General features: G+C 62.9%; 9 protein-coding genes and 4 pseudogenes. 9 read left to right on the forward strand and 4 right to left on the reverse strand.

Translation table 11 applies throughout. The annotated features are described in order from the left end of the window. Positions 1 to 24: 24 nt before the first annotated feature. The 3 genes and pseudogenes from C793_RS14385 to C793_RS14150 all read right to left on the reverse strand — a co-directional run bounded on the left by C793_RS14385 (position 25) and on the right by C793_RS14150 (position 2167). Positions 25 to 1378 (reverse strand): annotated as a pseudogene (locus tag C793_RS14385) (IS3 family transposase). A gap of 112 nt (positions 1379 to 1490) precedes the next feature. Next, positions 1491 to 1721, reverse strand: a pseudogene (locus C793_RS0100180) (IS481 family transposase); the annotation flags it as partial. A 293-nt stretch (positions 1722 to 2014) separates the two neighbouring features. Next, a complete protein-coding gene (locus C793_RS14150) occupies positions 2015 to 2167 on the reverse strand; it encodes a helix-turn-helix domain-containing protein (protein WP_017428920.1) in 153 nt (50 codons plus the stop codon). A 616-nt stretch (positions 2168 to 2783) separates the two neighbouring features. Between C793_RS14150 and C793_RS0100190 the strand changes: the two genes are divergently transcribed. The 8 genes and pseudogenes from C793_RS0100190 to C793_RS0100230 form a co-directional block, all read left to right on the forward strand. Continuing rightward, positions 2784 to 4943 (forward strand): TonB-dependent receptor, encoded by a 2160-nt coding sequence (locus tag C793_RS0100190; protein WP_017428921.1) that lies wholly within the window; start codon positions 2784 to 2786, stop codon positions 4941 to 4943. A gap of 16 nt (positions 4944 to 4959) precedes the next feature. Beyond that, positions 4960 to 7515, forward strand: coding sequence for a DHA2 family efflux MFS transporter permease subunit (locus C793_RS14900; RefSeq protein ID WP_083871860.1), 2556 nt, complete (start codon positions 4960 to 4962; stop codon positions 7513 to 7515). Beyond that, positions 7509 to 8507 carry a FecCD family ABC transporter permease gene (locus tag C793_RS0100205; RefSeq protein ID WP_017428923.1) on the forward strand — a complete coding sequence of 333 codons (999 nt, stop codon included), beginning with the start codon at positions 7509 to 7511 and terminating at the stop codon, positions 8505 to 8507. The genes C793_RS14900 and C793_RS0100205 overlap by 7 nt, the downstream gene beginning before the upstream one ends. A gap of 2 nt (positions 8508 to 8509) precedes the next feature. Then, entirely contained in the window at positions 8510 to 9568 is a 1059-nt protein-coding gene (locus C793_RS0100210; protein WP_017428924.1) for a FecCD family ABC transporter permease, read from the forward strand. Positions 9569 to 9664: 96 nt separating this feature from the next. Beyond that, complete coding sequence (locus tag C793_RS0100215) at positions 9665 to 10510, forward strand: ABC transporter ATP-binding protein (RefSeq protein ID WP_026106008.1); 846 nt, start codon at positions 9665 to 9667, stop codon at positions 10508 to 10510. Positions 10511 to 10542: 32 nt separating this feature from the next. After that, complete coding sequence (locus tag C793_RS0100220) at positions 10543 to 11463, forward strand: ferredoxin family protein (protein WP_017428926.1); 921 nt, start codon at positions 10543 to 10545, stop codon at positions 11461 to 11463. A gap of 5 nt (positions 11464 to 11468) precedes the next feature. Further along, positions 11469 to 11654: pseudogene (locus C793_RS14840) on the forward strand (IS1634 family transposase); the annotation flags it as partial. 22 nt (positions 11655 to 11676) lie between these two features. Beyond that, positions 11677 to 11928, forward strand: a pseudogene (locus C793_RS0100230) (transposase); the annotation flags it as partial. Between the two features lie 150 nt (positions 11929 to 12078). On the opposite strand, the gene C793_RS14160 reads toward C793_RS0100230, so the two are convergent. Then, complete coding sequence (locus tag C793_RS14160) at positions 12079 to 13032, reverse strand: IS481 family transposase (RefSeq protein WP_083871861.1); 954 nt, start codon at positions 13030 to 13032, stop codon at positions 12079 to 12081. Positions 13033 to 13624: 592 nt separating this feature from the next. On the opposite strand from C793_RS14160, the gene C793_RS0100240 reads away from it, so the two are divergent. Then, the gene (locus C793_RS0100240) at positions 13625 to 15349 is read left to right on the forward strand and encodes a ribonucleoside triphosphate reductase (RefSeq protein ID WP_017428930.1); all 1725 of its coding nucleotides are present in this window, start codon (positions 13625 to 13627) and stop codon (positions 15347 to 15349) included. The last annotated feature ends 24 nt before the right edge of the window (positions 15350 to 15373 follow it).

The following is a 15373-nucleotide window of genomic DNA, read 5'->3' on the forward strand; positions in this document are numbered from 1 at the left end:
ACCCCATAAAGTTGGACGGTTCATTTAGCTGGCACCCAAGGCCTGAGTCCTGTACTGCACAGGGCTCAGGCCTTTTAGCGTCAACTTAATGCGTTCGTGATTATAGTAGTGGATGTAGTGGTCGAGTCCTCGCTGCAGTTGCTCAAGCGTCTCGAAACCGATTCAGATAAAAGTACTCGGCCTTGAGGGTGCCAAAAAAGCTCTCCATCGCTGCATTGTCCAGGCAGTTGCCTTTACGTGACATGCTTTGAATCAGGGATCGCTCCTTCAGCAAGCGCCGGTAAGCCGGGTGCTGATAATGCCAGCCTTGATCGGAGTGCAGCTGCGGCTTGTCCGCTGGCTCCAACCGAGTCAACGCCTTGTGCATCATATCGATCACCAGGGAGAGCACGGGGCGCTTGCCGGTCTGGTAGGCCACGATTTCGCCGTTATAGAGATCCATGACCGGCGATAGATAGAGCTTCTGGCCGTTGACGCTGAACTCCGTGATATCGGTGACCCACTTCTGGTTCGGACGTTGTGCCTGGAACTGACGATCGAGCAGATTGGGCGCGATTCGTCCTGCGCTTCCTCGATAGGATCGGTATCGTTTTCGGCGTACCAGTGACCTCAGGCCCAGACTCTTCATCAGTCGCTGCACGGTCTTGTGGTTGACTGTCTCGCCCGCCTGTTTCAAGGCCGCGGTGATGCGACGGTAACCGTAACGCCCCGATGGTGGTCGTAGATTTGGCGTATACGCGTTTTCAGAGCCGCGTATTTGTCACCGGTGTTCTGGGCCTTGCGTTGATAGTAAAACGTGCTGCGCGAGAGACCGGCCGCTCGCAGCAGCAAGGCGAGGGTGTGCTCATGCCTTAATCCCTGGACGACTTGCGCTTTTTGCCTCGCGCCACGTCCTGCTCTGCCTGGATCAAGGCATCGAGCTTTTTAGATAGGCGTTCTCGGCACGCAGGTAGGCGAGTTCTTTCAGCAACGCCTCTTGAGAGCGCTCTTTATCAGGTAGGGGCGGTGAAGGAGGCTTCTTTGACATCGGGCGGCGTCCTTTGCGCTGAGGTTCCAGGGCAGTCAGACCCCCACTATGGTACTGACGCTCCCATCTGCCAATAGCGCTGCGCTCACGGATATCGAACAGGGCCGCAGCCTGGCGTTGTGACAAGCCATCCCGCCACATTCGCTCAAGCACCTCCCGCTTGAAGGCCGCACTGTGGTGACTGTACTTCTTGCGCAGGCCCGACACGCCATGCTGTCGATAGGTTGCCAGCCATTGCCGGATGGTGGACACATCCACGCCATACTGGCGAGCCACTTCCCCCTGGCTGATGTCCTCGCGTAAACACTGCTGAATAACCCGCAGCTTGAAGCTCTCGTCATATTTCGCCATCAAAAACACCCCGAAGGTTGGATGATGTCCAACTTTCGGGGTGCAGTTCAGAGTGGGGCATGGCTTTTTTATGCCAGTAGAGCTGGTTTGAAGCTCTTTTTCAATGTGGTTCCTATGTGTCGAGTCCCGTGTGATTGACCACCCGCTTGGTCAATAACTCAGGACATTTGACCTGCCATTCCTTCATCGCTGCGATGGACGACTGGTGGTGCAGCGCCTTCTGCGAGATATGGTGATTGTACAGCCAAGCGTAGCGCTTGAGTGTCTGTTCCAGATCCTCGCCTGAAACATAGCACCGGGTCGAAAGCACGTCGCTGATTCGGCCGTTGAAGCGCTCTACCATTAAGCCGCTATTCCAGAACACCTGGGCTGAGCGTTCGTTATCTGTTTTGAGGGGGTAATCGCCAAGCTGAAATTTTCATCGATGAGGCCCAGCTGTGGGAATGGAATAAAGTTGGTAACAAAAAGGCTCTTTAGCTCGCATTTTACGGCACCAGGCCACATATAAAAATAAATAAAGTTGGTAACTTTCACGGTAGCCTTCAGAAACCTGACCAATTTCCATCGCAATAAAGTTGGTAACTCTCCCCATAATGTCAGGACGTTAGCTGGCACAGGTCGGTCGACCAGAGGGCGCTAGTTCTCGCGGAGTTCTCCATCACGCGCCCAGCGCTGGTAGGTACGGACGGTAATGCCCAACTCACGGCAGACCGCTTCCAGGCGAACCCCCTGGGCGCGGGCTTCGTCAGCCAGCACTATGGCGCGGCGGCGATCTGGGGTGCTGATCATGTGTCCTTGTCTCCTCAGATCGCCTTCGCCTTTTTTCGCAGAGCCAACAGTGCAGTAATTTTGGCCAGGGCGTCGTTCTTGCGGCCAGCTCCTTCCTCAACGCCTTGATCCGCTTGCGCGGTAGCTTGCCGCCGCTCGAGCTGTTCGGGATAGAGGCCGCAATGTTGACAATATTCGGCCGATCCCCTGCACGTTCATCGCGGCGGTCTCGACCACAGCACTGAACTTGTCCCGAGAGGTCCAGCCATAGGCCCCCTTACCTAACGAGCGACCTTTGGCACGGACCTCCTTGCGCCAGGCGTAGAGATGCCCTGCGAGATGGCTTCCTTACGCTCTGCGGGATAACACATATTGATCACCTCTAAATTCGATCAGATGACAACTACGCTGACGAATAGAGAGCCTGACACAAAATCATTCCGAAGGGCCGGAAAGGCGCTTGGAACTCGACCAAGTGCTCGCCGTGGGGCAAAAGCCAAGCTACTAAATCTTTATTGAAAAATAAAATATAAATGATTATCATTAACTCTCAGATTGCGATATGGAAGACCATGTCTACACAACGGCTTTGAGACCACCCGACCTCCCCGGTTCAACACAAGAGGAACCTTCCAGAATGCTTTACTCCGATCACCCTGCGACCAAGCGGCTGCTGCCTGTCGCCCTTTGCTCTGTTTTGCCCGGCATGGCCGTCGCGCAATCTGCCTCGACAAACCAGACGCAGGCCACCGACGAACTGTCGCCGATGGTGGTGACCGCCACCCGCAACAAGAGCCAAGCCGGCGAGACGCCCCAGAAGGTCACCATCATCACCCGCGAGGAGATCGAGCAGCAGCTGGCCATCACCAACGATCCCGGCCAGGTGCTCAGCAACCTGATCCCGTCCTACTCGCCGAGCCGCCAGAAGCTCAATAATTCCGGCGAGACCCTGCGCGGCCGTTCGGCGCTGTTCATGGTCGACGGCGTGCCCCAGACCAACGCGTTGCGGGACGGCGGTCGCGACAGCTATACCATCGACCTCTCCATGGTCGAGCGCATCGAGGTGATCCACGGCGCCAGTGCCGAGCACGGTCTGGGCGCCACCGGCGGCATCATCAACTATGTCACCAAGCGCGCCGACGCCGGCACGGTCAACCAACACGCCGGGATCAGCCTGACCAGCGACGACGATTTCGAGTCCGAGGGCTTCGGCCACAAGCTGGACTACCGCATCAGCGGCCAGAGTGGCGATTGGGACTACCTGGCCGCCGCCAGCCGTCAGGATCGCGGGGTGTTCTTCGACGGCAACGACGAGGAAGTGGGCATCGCCTACCACGGCGAGATTCAGAACTCCGAGAGCTACGACCTCTTCGGCAAGCTCGGCTACTGGATCGACGAGAACCAGAACCTCGAGCTCTCCCTCAATCATTTCGACCTCGACGTCAACGACGACTATGTGCCGGTGGCCGGCGATCGCTCCGAGGGCATCGCCACCTCGGCCCGCAAGGGCAGCCTGCAGGGCGAGCCCGGCTATAACGAGGTGACCAAGGCCCAACTGGCCTACTCCCACGGTGACTGGTTCGGCAACGAGCTGGATGCCCAGCTCTACACCCAGCGCTTCCGCGCCCAGTTTGGTGCCACCGGCCTCGGCTCCTTCCCCTACCAGGACGAGAACGGCGAGACGCAGTTCGACCAGACCCGCAACGAATCCGACAAGGTCGGCGGCAAATTCACCCTGAGCCGCGACGGCCTGCTCGACGACCGTCTCAAGCTGACAACTGGTGTCGACCTGCTGCAGGACGAGACCCAGCAGGTGCTGGTGCAGACCGGCCGCAACTATGTGCCCGAGACCCAGTTCCGCAACGTTGCGGCCTTCCTCCAGGGCGATTACGACCTGACCGACTCGCTGAGCCTGCATGCCGGCGCTCGCCAGGAGCATGCCGAGCTGAACGTCGACGACTACTCAACCGTGGACCGCGGCACCAGCGTCGAGAACGACCTGGTATCCGTGAAGGGCGGCAACCCCGACTTCGACGAGACGTTGTTCAACGCCGGCCTGGTCTACCAGGCCACCGACTGGGCCCAGCTCTACGCCAACTACTCGGAAGGCTTCGGCATGCCGGACGTGGGCCGAGTGCTGCGCGGCGTAGGCACCCCCGGCCAGGACGTCGACACCCTGGTCGACCTCTCGCCCATCGTCACCGACAACCGCGAGGTCGGCGCCCGTTTCGACGGGGAGCGCTATAGCCTCGAGCTGAGCTACTACGAGTCCGACTCCGACCTCGGCCAGCGCATCCAGCCCGATGCCCAGGGCAACTACCGGGTCCAGCGGGAGAAGACCGAGATCCAGGGCTACGAGATCACCGGCGAGGCTCGCCCCAGCGATGCCCATCGCCTGCGGTTGACCTACACCCATGCCGAGGGCGAGTCCGATCAGGATGGCGACGGCGAGGTCGATACCAAGCTGACGGGGCGTGACATCGCACCGGACACCCTGAAGCTCGGCTGGAGCGCCGCCTGGACCGACAAGTTGTCCTCGCATCTGCAGTACAGCCGCTACTTCGACCGCAGCTTCGATGATCCGGCCCTGGAGTTCGACGGCTATGGCCTGGTGGATGCTTCCCTGGCCTATCGCCTGCCGGTGGGTCGCGCCAACCTCGGCATCGAGAACCTCACCGACGAGGACTACTTCACCTACTACTCGCAGTCGTTCCCCCAGTCGTCCGCGCTGGAAGACGATTTGTACTTCAAGGGCCGCGGTCGCACCCTCACCCTGGGTTACCAGGTCGACTTCTAGGACGACGTGAGTGTCCATGCCGAATGCTTCCGCACATGGCGGAAAGGTGCTCATCAGTGTGCTGCTGGGCACCTTTACCGTCAGCCTCAACAATAGCGCCCTGAACCTTGCCGTGGCCGAGCTGATGGCCGTCTTTGATGCCAGCGCCACGGACGTCAGCTGGGTGGTAACCCTCTTCATGATCACCATGGGCATGACCATGCCGCTGACCGGCTATCTGGCCGACCGCTTCGGTCGCCGGCGCATCTACCTGCTGGGCCTGTGGGGCTTTCTGGCCGGCTCCGCGCTCGGCGCCCTGGCCCAGAGCCTGGCCGGCATCATCCTCGCCCGCGGGCTGCAGGGCATGGCGGCGGGGCTGATGATGCCTCTGTCCCTGTCGCTGATCTTCTCCGCCTATCCCAGCGACCAGCGAGGCCGTGCCAGCGGGATCTGGGGCTTCGCCGTGATGATCGCCCCGGCCATCGGCCCCAGCGTCGGCGGGCTACTGCTCGAGATCAGCCACTGGCGGACGCTGTTTCTGATGAACATGCCGTTCGCGCTACTGGGGCTCGTCTGCGGCTACCGCTACCTGTCGGCGGAAACCCCCAATCGCCGGCGCCGCTTCGACCTGCCCGGCTTCGTGCTGATCACCCTGGGGATGGGCACGGTGCTGTTCTCGCTGAGCCGAGTGGAGACCCTGGCAGACCTGCTGCGCTTTCAGGCCCTGCTGCCGCTCCTGGTCGGCCTGCTGGCCCTCGCCGCCTTCGTCGGCGTCGAGCGGCGCGCCGAGACGCCGCTACTCGACCTGTCGCTGTTTTCTCACTCGGGGTACCGCCTCAGCGTCGTCCTGGCCTGCCTGCAGTCGATTATCCTGTTCGGCTGTGTCCTGCTGGTGCCGCTGTGGATGCAGGCCACGCTGGGCTTCGGCCCGCTGACCACCGGGCTTACCTTCCTGGCCACCGCCCTTGCCGCTTCCTGCTGCTCGCCGGTGGCGGGACGGCTCATCGATCGCTACCCGCCGCAGTGGTGCATCGGCGCCGGGCTGCTGGTCACGCTGGCCAGCCTACTGGGGCTCGCCACCCTGAGCGAGGCCACCCCGGTGTGGATGATCTCGGCCTGGATGGGCCTGCGCGGCCTCGGCCTCGGCGGCGCCTACCTGCCTTCCACCACCGTGGGCATGAAGGACCTGCCGGAACGCAGCGTGGCCCAGGCCTCGGCCATGAACAACATGGCCCGGCGCCTGGTCTCCTCCCTCGGCCTGGTCGCTCTCTCCCTCTACTACGACACGGCCGTGAAGGCCGCGCTGCAACGGGGGATGCCCTATACCGAGGCGAGCGCCGACGCCCTCCATCAGGCCTTCCTGGCCCTGGCGGTCATCGCCGCGCTCTGCCTGCCGCTGGCCTGGCGGCTGGGTCGCGCCGTGGCCCGGCAAGCGCCCGCCTCACTAGGCGAGGAAGGCGAGGCCGTCTCTTCCGGCCCGCACCCCCGAGCCCGCCCTGAACACCGCATCCCCCAGGAGGCCGCAATGACTGCCCGCGCCCGGCCCCGACGCCGCTGGTTGGCGGCGCTGCTGGTGTCCCTTATGCTGCTGGCATCCAGCGCGACCCTCGCCGCCGACGCTGCCCGCGACGGGCACAGCGTCGCCCATGCGTTCGGCGACACGTACCTCTCTGCGTCCCCGCAGCGCGTCGTCACCCTCTACCAGGGGGCGACGGACAGCGCGGTGGCGCTGGGCATCACCCCGGTCGGCGTCGTCGATTCCTGGCTGGAGAAGCCCATGTATCGCTACCTGCGCGACGCGCTCAAAGGCGTCGAGCACGTCGGCCTGGAGACCCAGCCCAACCTGGAGAAGGTCGCCTGGCTGGACCCCGACCTGATCATGGCCACGCGCTTTCGCCACGAGCGGGTCAGGCCGCTGCTGGAACAGGTCGCGCCGACGGTCGCCACCGGCACCGTCTTCGACTTCAAGGCCAGCCTGGCGCTGCTGGCCGAGGCCACCGGCCGAGAGGCCCGGGCCCGCGCCTTGCTGCAGCACTGGGACGCCCGCGTGGCCGACTTTCGCCGGCGCATCGAAGACACCCTGGGCGACGCCTGGCCACAGAAGGCCGCGGTGGTGCGCTTCAAGAGCGACCATGTGCGTCTCTATTCCACCGGGTTCGCCGGCTCGATCCTCGATGAGCTGGGCTTCGAGCAACCGGACGCCGTGCAGGACCAGGGCTGGGGCATGAAGCTGACCAGCGAGGAGAACATTCCCGTCCTGAACGCCAACGTGATCTTCGTGCTGCTGGAGCCGGACGACCCCGCCATCGCCCGCAACTACCGACACTGGCGTTCCCACCCCCTGTGGCAGCGGCTGGACGCCGTGGAAGGCGAGCGTGTCTACGAGGTGGATGCGGTGAACTGGATCATGGGCGGCGGCATCCTCGCCGCCAACGCCATGCTCGATGATCTCTACGCCCACTACGGGCTGGATAACCCCGACGAGCGCTCGACGCCTGCGCCGGCCAAGATGGCCGAAGTGGAGACCACGACTTGCTCCGCCGATGCCGCCGCCGCGTCCCGGCCCCGCGACGAGGAGTCCGCCGCATGCTGAGTGGCCGTTTTCCCCGAGGCCTGGGGCTGCTGCTGGGGCTGATGCTGGTCGCGGCGTCCTTCGTGGCCAGCGTCATGCTGGGCACCACCGAGATCGCCCCCACCACCTTCCTCGAGGCGCTGCTGCACTACGACCCCAGCCGGGTCGCGCATATCATCCTGTTCACGGAGCGCTTGCCGCGGGCGGTGATCGCCGCCCTGGTCGGCGCGAGCCTGGCCATCGCCGGCGCCCTGATGCAGACCCTGACCCGCAACCCGCTGGCCTCGCCGAGTATCCTCGGGATCAACGCCGGGGCCATGTTCTTCGTGGTGATCGCGGTCTCGCTGCTGCCCCTCCACGCTCCGGCCGAGGTGGTCTGGGCGGCGCTGCTGGGAGCCCTGGTGGCGGCCTGCCTGGTGGTGCTGCTGAGTCGCGGCCGTCATGGGGAACTGTCGCCGCTGCGGGTGGTACTGGCGGGGGTGGCCGTCACCGCCATGTTCGTCTCGTTCAGCCAGGGCCTGCTGATCATCGACCGCCAGAGCTTCGAGAGTGTGCTGTACTGGCTCGCCGGCTCCGTCTCCGGTCGCGAGCTTTCCCTGGTGGTGCCGCTGCTGCCGCTGTTCGGCGCCGCCCTGCTGCTGTGCGCCCTGCTCGTCCGCCACGCCAACGCCCTACTGCTGGGCGATGACATGGTCAAGGGGCTGGGCATGCGCGCCGGCACCATCAAGCTGTTGCTGGGCCTGGCGGTGATCCTGCTGGCCGGCAGTTCGGTGGCGCTGGCCGGCATGATCGGCTTCGTCGGACTGATCGTGCCGCACATAGCTCGGGGGCTATTCGGCGTCGACCACCGCTGGCTACTGCCGGCCTGTGCCCTACTGGGCGCGAGCCTGCTGCTGCTGGCCGATGTGGCATCGCGCTTTCTGATGCCCCCTCAGGATGTCCCGGTGGGGGTGATGACCGCCCTAATCGGCACGCCCTTCTTCATCCACCTGGCGCGCAGAAAGTTGGCCTGACCATGACCCATTCCCCTTCCCTAAACCACCGCCTGAACTCCGCGAGCGCCGCCACCGCCGATGTCGGCCGGGCACGCTATGCGAGCCAGTTGGGTCTGCTCGGGTTGGTGCTGCTGGCCAGCATGGGCCTGTCGCTCGGCCTCGGCAGCTTCCACACCTCGTTCAGGGAGATACTGCACGCCCTGGCCGCGCCCCAGGACAGCGATATCGCCTTTATCGTCTGGGAGCTGCGCCTGCCGCGCCTCCTGCTGGCCGTGCTGGTGGGCGCGGCCCTGGCCGTGGCCGGCGCCATCCTCCAGGGCATGGTGCGCAACCCGCTGGCCTCTCCAGACGTGATCGGCATCACCAGCGGCGCCGCCCTGGCCGCCGTGACCTTCCTGGCGTTGGCCGGCACCACCCTGAGCATCCACTGGCTGCCGGCCGCCGCGCTGATCGGTGCGCTGATCGCCGCCCTACTGGTGTTCCTGGTGGCCTGGAAGGGCAGCGTCAGCCCTTCGCGCCTGGTGCTGGTCGGCATCGGGCTCTCCGCCGCCATGGGGGCCCTGACCACGCTGTTGATCGTGATCAGCGACGATGCCGCCGCCATGACCGCCTATGTGTGGCTGACCGGCAGCCTCTACGCCACCCAGTGGCAGGACGTGCTGGGCATGCTGCCCTGGCTGCTGGTGGCCCTTCCCCTGTGCCTGGCCCATGCCCGGCACATGGACGCCATGGCGCTGGGCGACGCCGTGGCCCAGGGGCTGGGGGTGAACCTGTTGCGCAGCCGGCTGGTGTTGATGGCCTGCAGCGTGGCCCTGGCGGGCGCGGCTGTGGCCTTCGCCGGAGGGCTCAGCTTCGTGGGCCTGGTCGCGCCGCATATCGCCTCCCGCCTGGTGGGGCGGGGCTTCGCCCGGCTGGTGCCCGCCGCCGCCCTGGTGGGTGCCCTGATCGTGCTCTACGCCGACCTGCTGGGTCGGGTGGCCTTCCTGCCCAAGGACCTGCCCGCCGGCATTTTCGTCTCGGGGGTGGGCGCGCCCTTCTTCGTCTATCTGTTGCACCGGACCCGCGACCGCCGTTACTGAATCGCCGCTCTATTCGTCCATTGCTCTATCATTGAAAATGAGAATAGTTTTTCTTACTATTCTTCGGTTCAGAAACCATGCCAACGAGTCAACTTCATGCCCTCCACACCTGCCAAGCCATCTCGATTGACGGGCCAAGCCCTGCGCGCCGGATACGATTCCCGACGCGTGCTGGACGGCGTCGATCTGACGGTGACCGAGGGCCAGTTGACGGTGCTGCTCGGCCCCAACGGTAGCGGCAAATCAACATTGCTGAAGACTCTGGCGCGCACCCTGACGCCCAGCGCCGGGCGGGTTTTTCTCGATGGCCAGGACATCCATCGCCGCAATACACGCGAGGTGGCACAGCGCCTGGGCATCCTGCCCCAGGGCCCTTCCGCACCAGAGGGACTGACGGTCAGGCAACTGGTCGGGATGGGTCGCTTTCCTCACCAGCGGTTGTGGCGACAGGATGCCGATCAGGATGCGCGCGCCATCCGCGAGGCGATGGCCTATGCTGATGTCACGGACTTTGCCGAGCGCAGTGTCGACGCGCTCTCCGGTGGACAGCGCCAGCGCTGCTGGATCGCCATGGTGCTAGCCCAGGAGACCGATCTGATCCTACTCGACGAGCCGACGACCTTTCTCGACCTGAAGGTCCAGGTCGACCTGCTGGAGCTGCTGGTTCGGCTCGCCCACGACAAGGGACGCACGCTGCTGGTGGTACTGCACGACCTCAACCTGGCTGCGGCCTATGCAGACATTCTGGTAATGATGCGTCAGGGCCGTATTGAACATAGCGGGCCACCGGACACGGTCTTCACCAGCATCCACCTCAAGCAGGTCTTCGATCTCGATGCGCATGTCATTCGTGATCCGCACACCCAGCGCCTGCTCTGTGTGCCCAGCCTGACGGGCACCACGCCGGTTTCCCAGATCGCACCCGGAGTCGCGCATGGCTGACTCCAGACCTTCTCACGCATGATGAATCGACGATGACCGCTATTCCCAGACAGTTCTGTGCCATCGAAAGCGCCGAGATCGGCGACCCGCTGGTGGGCACTGCCGCGCATGCCACACGCAACCTGCTGGTCAGCTGGCCGCGCGCCAAGTGGTTGCGCAACCTGCGCCAGGCCAGCGATATGCCGGAAGCGGTACTCGACCTGCTCGGCGCCATCGCCGTCGACGGCCGCCGGGTCAACCTGATTCACCGCCAGGAGCAGCCCAGCCACCATCATCGGCTGGTGCTGATGCCGGAGTGTCGAGCGTACGACGTGGCGAGGGAAGAGCTGGCCGAGCTGCTGCACGCCTTCATCAAGGGAAGGTCGCTGGAACGCTGGCGGACCGGCAGCATCGACGGGTCGATGATCCTGTGCTGCACCCACGGCAAGAAGGACAAGTGCTGCGCCAAGTTCGGTTACCGCAGCTATAAGGCTCTTGCCTGTGCGGCGCAGCAGCATGCTCACCCGTTCGATGTTTGGGAGAGTTCTCACCTGGGCGGCTGTCGGCTCGCCGCCAGCGTCATGGTCTTCCCGGCGCTACGCAAGTACGGCCGTCTCGCCGCCGACGATGTCCCGCGCCTGTTGCAGGCCGAGGCCGAGGATCGTCCCTACCTGCCCTGCTACCGCGGCGACTCGACGCTGACACCGCCCGAGCAATGCGCACAGGTAGCGGCGCTTCAGTGGCTCGCGGCCCGCGGCAACAACGCTCGGGTTTGGGTCGAGGACGCACTGACCGATGACGATGGCAACGGCTCTCGCCTGCGGCTGCCGGCCCGCTGGCAGGCCGGCGATCAGCAAGGCCGATTGGTGGTGAACTGCCTTAAGAGCGAGCTGATCCGCCACGACACCTGTGCCGACTACCAGCGCGACGGCGCCCAGCCAAGCCGTGTCTGGCGCGCCATTCAAATCGACTGATGTTCGCGCTGATCTGCTTCCTCGCGCTGGTACTTTACCGCGTGCTGTGGATGCGGCTGAAGGCCAGTGATCACCCATTGTCGCCGACGCGGGCGCTCGAGATTGCCCGCAAGATCCAGTTCCACCAAGTCCTGCTTCACCGTTGCGAGACGGCGATTGGCCTACCGGCACCTACCGCATCCCGCTTGTAGTGCCAATTTTGAAGGTGACACCATGGCAAGGTACGCAACATCGATGCAGAAAACCCGTACCCGCTACTCCCAGGCTTACAAGGGTGAAGCTCTCGCACTTGCTGACCTAATTGGTATCAGCACTGCCGCTCGCAATCTTGGCCTGCATCCCAGCCAGCTTTACCAATGGCGCAGCAAAGATAAGCAAAAACAAAGCATCTCTGAACGGGAGCAAGCCCTGGCCGACGAAAATGTTCGGCTGAAGCGTCAGTTGGTTGAGAAGTCAGAGGAGCTTCACCAAATGATCGCTTAAGCTGGTGTCCACTAATGCTGGGTAAGATCGGTTCGCTGTTTTTGCACGGCTACGCAAGTGGCTGCCAGATAACGGCTCTTTTGATCCCGCTTAGCCCCTCGAACGATGCTATTCCCATCGAAATAGACCTTTCTACGTGTATGGTCCCGGGAAGTAGTGGACAGGATCATCATAAAATCTGTCAGGGACATCCTGCCACTGTTGCAGGATGAACCCAACGGGTGTTTTTCCCTTGAGCGAGCGTAAGGGACGGGCGCTATTGTAGGCCCATAAATAATCCTGCAAATGTTCGCTCAGCTCATGGCAAGTGGCGTAATGGAAGCTACGGACAGTGGCATCCTTGAGGGTGCGGTTCATACGCTCCACCTGTCCGTTGGTCCAGGGGTGAAACGGTCGAGTCAAGCGATGCTGAATGCCATGCCGGTAACACACAACATCGAACAAGTGGGGCTTATACGACTCGGTGCCTTGCCGCTTGGCGAACTGGGGCCCGCTATCCGTCAGCACGGTATGAACCCGATAAGGCAGCTGTTGCAGGGTGTCTTCAAGAAACTCGGCTGCCTGCTTTCGCTGCGCCTTGCGGTAGAGTCGGGCATGGACAAACTTGGCTGTTCTGTCGACAGCAACGAACAAATGGGCCTTACCTTCCCCGGTACGGATACTACAAATATCCATATGCAGGTAGCCGATTGGATACGGCTTGAAGGAGGCTTGGCTCTGCTGCTTGTTAGCCGATGTGCGCGGCAATTGGCTGATGCCATGACGTTGGTACAGCCGGTGCAGACTTGAACGCGTTAAGTGAGGGATAAAGCGCTGAAGGGCAAAACAGCAGTCATCCAACGGCAGCCAGGTCGTGCGCCGAAACGTAACAGCTGCCGCTTCCTCAAGCTCGGATAAGGCGGTAGAGCGGGGTTGCTTTGGCCCCATGCGCCTATCGCTGACATGTGTGCGCTTCCGCCATTTTCGTACGGTTTTGGGGTTGAGATTATAGCGTCGACTCAGTGTTGCGACCGAAGCTGTCGATCGCTGTATGTCTTCTCGGATAGCGTGCGTGGTCTTGGCGCGTTGATGAAGTACCTGAGCCATGGATCCTCCTCCGACAGCGGTTCATACCATAAACCACTACACTCCGGGACCATACACGTAGGCAACTATTGTTGTGAGCATCTGAATTCAACCAATAAGCGCAGCACCTGCGGTATCCAGGGCTCCTGAGTATTCCCCCAGGAACACCTGTGCCGGTGTCCGGTAGCCGAGTGTTTCCCGGACAGTCTGCATCGTGCACAGGAGTTCTGAACAATTTCGAGGATCGTGCAGAGGTCTGCTGACACGTTTCGTTAACAAATCCGCTGCACACCGGATGCCTCACCCGATGAGCTAGCGCAATCGTCTCCCGATAATGATCACTGGGCAAACTCGTCGTGCAAACGTTCCAGAGACTCCGGGACTCGCTTCCCATAGGTTGCCAGCGCAAGCAGAACGGCGCGCCCGTCCGAAGGACTGCCGGGATGGTTTCTGACAGGCAGGCAAGAAGTGCGAATCCCTCTCACCCGCCTATTAATGACCTGGATCATTTTTTTGCCGCCGGGAAGTACCTAGACTCCATAGGCACAACATATGGTGTTTTTGTTTATGCTTGATACCATATATAGAAATACGGTCAGTGAAGGTGTGCTCCATGGAAAGCCCGCAGCCTGGTACCGTCGGGGTGGCATCGACGATCAATGAATATCTGCAGCGCGCCGACTGGCGCGTCAATGCCAACGCCAATCAGGGCTATTCCCTGGGCGGGCTGATTCTCAACGCCTCGGGCAAGCTGATCGCCAACTACTGGCTGGACGAGGTCTACCCCACCGCGGTGGGCGACGCCCATCGCGAGGGCGACCTGCATATCCACGATCTGGATATGCTCAGCGGCTACTGCGCCGGCTGGTCGCTGCGCACCCTGCTGACCGAAGGCTTCAATGGCGTGCCGGGCCGGGCAGAGAGCGCGCCGCCCCGGCACCTTTCCAGTGCCCTGGGGCAGATGGTCAATTTCCTCGGCACCTTGCAGAATGAGTGGGCCGGCGCCCAGGCGTTCAGCTCTTTCGACACCTACCTGGCCCCTTTCGTGCGCCTCGACCGGCTCGACTACCCGGCAGTGAAGCAGGCGGTGCAGGAGTTCATCTACAACCTCAACGTGCCCTCGCGCTGGGGCAGCCAGACGCCGTTCACCAATCTGACCTTCGACTGGGTTTGCCCGGCGGACCTGCGCGACCAGGTGCCGGTCATCGGCGGCCAGGAGCAACCCTTCACCTACGGCGAGCTGCAGGCCGAGATGGACCTGCTCAACCGCGCCTATCTGGAGGTCATGGAGGCGGGCGACTGCCGCGGTCGGACGTTCACCTTTCCGATCCCCACCTACAACATCACGCACGACTTCGACTGGCACAGCGACAACGCCGAGCGGCTCTTTGCGCTAACCGCCAAGTACGGCCTGCCGTACTTCCAGAACTTCCTCAACTCGGACCTGGAGCCGCACATGGTGCGTTCCATGTGCTGCCGGCTGCAGCTGGATCTCAGCGAGCTGCTCAAGCGCGGCAACGGCCTGTTCGGCAGCGCCGAGCAGACCGGCTCGCTGGGCGTGGTGACGATCAACTGCGCACGCCTGGGCCACCGCTTTGCCGGTGACCGGGCGGGGCTCTATGCCGAGCTGGACCGGCTGCTCGAGCTGGGCCGTGACAGCCTGGAGATCAAGCGCGAATGCATCCAGCAGTGGATGGACGGCGGCCTTTATCCCTACAGCCAACGCTACCTGGGCACGCTGCACAATCATTTCTCGACCCTGGGGGTAAACGGCCTCAACGAGATGGCGCGCAATATCAGCGACGATTACTACGATATCGCCGACCCTGAGGGACAGCAGCTGGCGGTCGAGGTGTTGGAGCATGTGCGTGAGCGGATGCGTGAGTTCCAGGAGAGCACCGGTCACCTCTACAACCTGGAGGCAACCCCGGCCGAGGGGACCACCTACCGTTTCGCCAAGGAGGACGCCAAGCGCTTTCCCGGTATTCTGCAGGCCGGGACGGCCCAGGCGCCTTACTACACCAACTCCAGCCAGCTGCCGGTAGGCCATACCGACGATCCCTTCGAGGCGCTGATCCACCAGGATCCGCTGCAGACGCGCTATACCGGCGGCACCGTGCTGCATCTCTACATGCGCGAGCGGCTCTCTTCGGCCAGCGCCTGCAGGAAGCTGGTCCACACCGCTCTATCGAGCTTTCACCTCCCCTATCTCACCGTGACGCCGACCTTCTCGATCTGTCCGGTGCACGGCTATCTGGCCGGCGAACACGAGTTCTGCCCGAAGTGCGACGACGCCCTTCTGGCACAGCGCGCCTCCCAGGCCGATACCCCGGCCTGAGGCATTGCCGACCCGTGAACGGGT

Origin of the sequence: Vreelandella jeotgali Hwa (genome assembly GCF_000334215.1) — a bacterium.
Taxonomy (GTDB): Bacteria; Pseudomonadota; Gammaproteobacteria; order Pseudomonadales; family Halomonadaceae; genus Vreelandella; species Vreelandella jeotgali.

Coding starts and splice junctions, on each gene's coding strand:
- C793_RS14160 (WP_083871861.1), bottom strand. CDS start 13,032: ATGGCTCAGGTACTTCATCAACGCGCCAAGACCACGCACGCTATCCGA.
- C793_RS0100220 (WP_017428926.1), top strand. CDS start 10,543: ATGACCGCTATTCCCAGACAGTTCTGTGCCATCGAAAGCGCCGAGATC.
- C793_RS0100190 (WP_017428921.1), top strand. CDS start 2,784: ATGCTTTACTCCGATCACCCTGCGACCAAGCGGCTGCTGCCTGTCGCC.
- C793_RS14900 (WP_083871860.1), top strand. CDS start 4,960: ATGCCGAATGCTTCCGCACATGGCGGAAAGGTGCTCATCAGTGTGCTG.
- C793_RS0100215 (WP_026106008.1), top strand. CDS start 9,665: ATGCCCTCCACACCTGCCAAGCCATCTCGATTGACGGGCCAAGCCCTG.
- C793_RS0100240 (WP_017428930.1), top strand. CDS start 13,625: ATGGAAAGCCCGCAGCCTGGTACCGTCGGGGTGGCATCGACGATCAAT.
- C793_RS0100205 (WP_017428923.1), top strand. CDS start 7,509: ATGCTGAGTGGCCGTTTTCCCCGAGGCCTGGGGCTGCTGCTGGGGCTG.
- C793_RS0100210 (WP_017428924.1), top strand. CDS start 8,510: ATGACCCATTCCCCTTCCCTAAACCACCGCCTGAACTCCGCGAGCGCC.
- C793_RS14150 (WP_017428920.1), bottom strand. CDS start 2,167: ATGATCAGCACCCCAGATCGCCGCCGCGCCATAGTGCTGGCTGACGAA.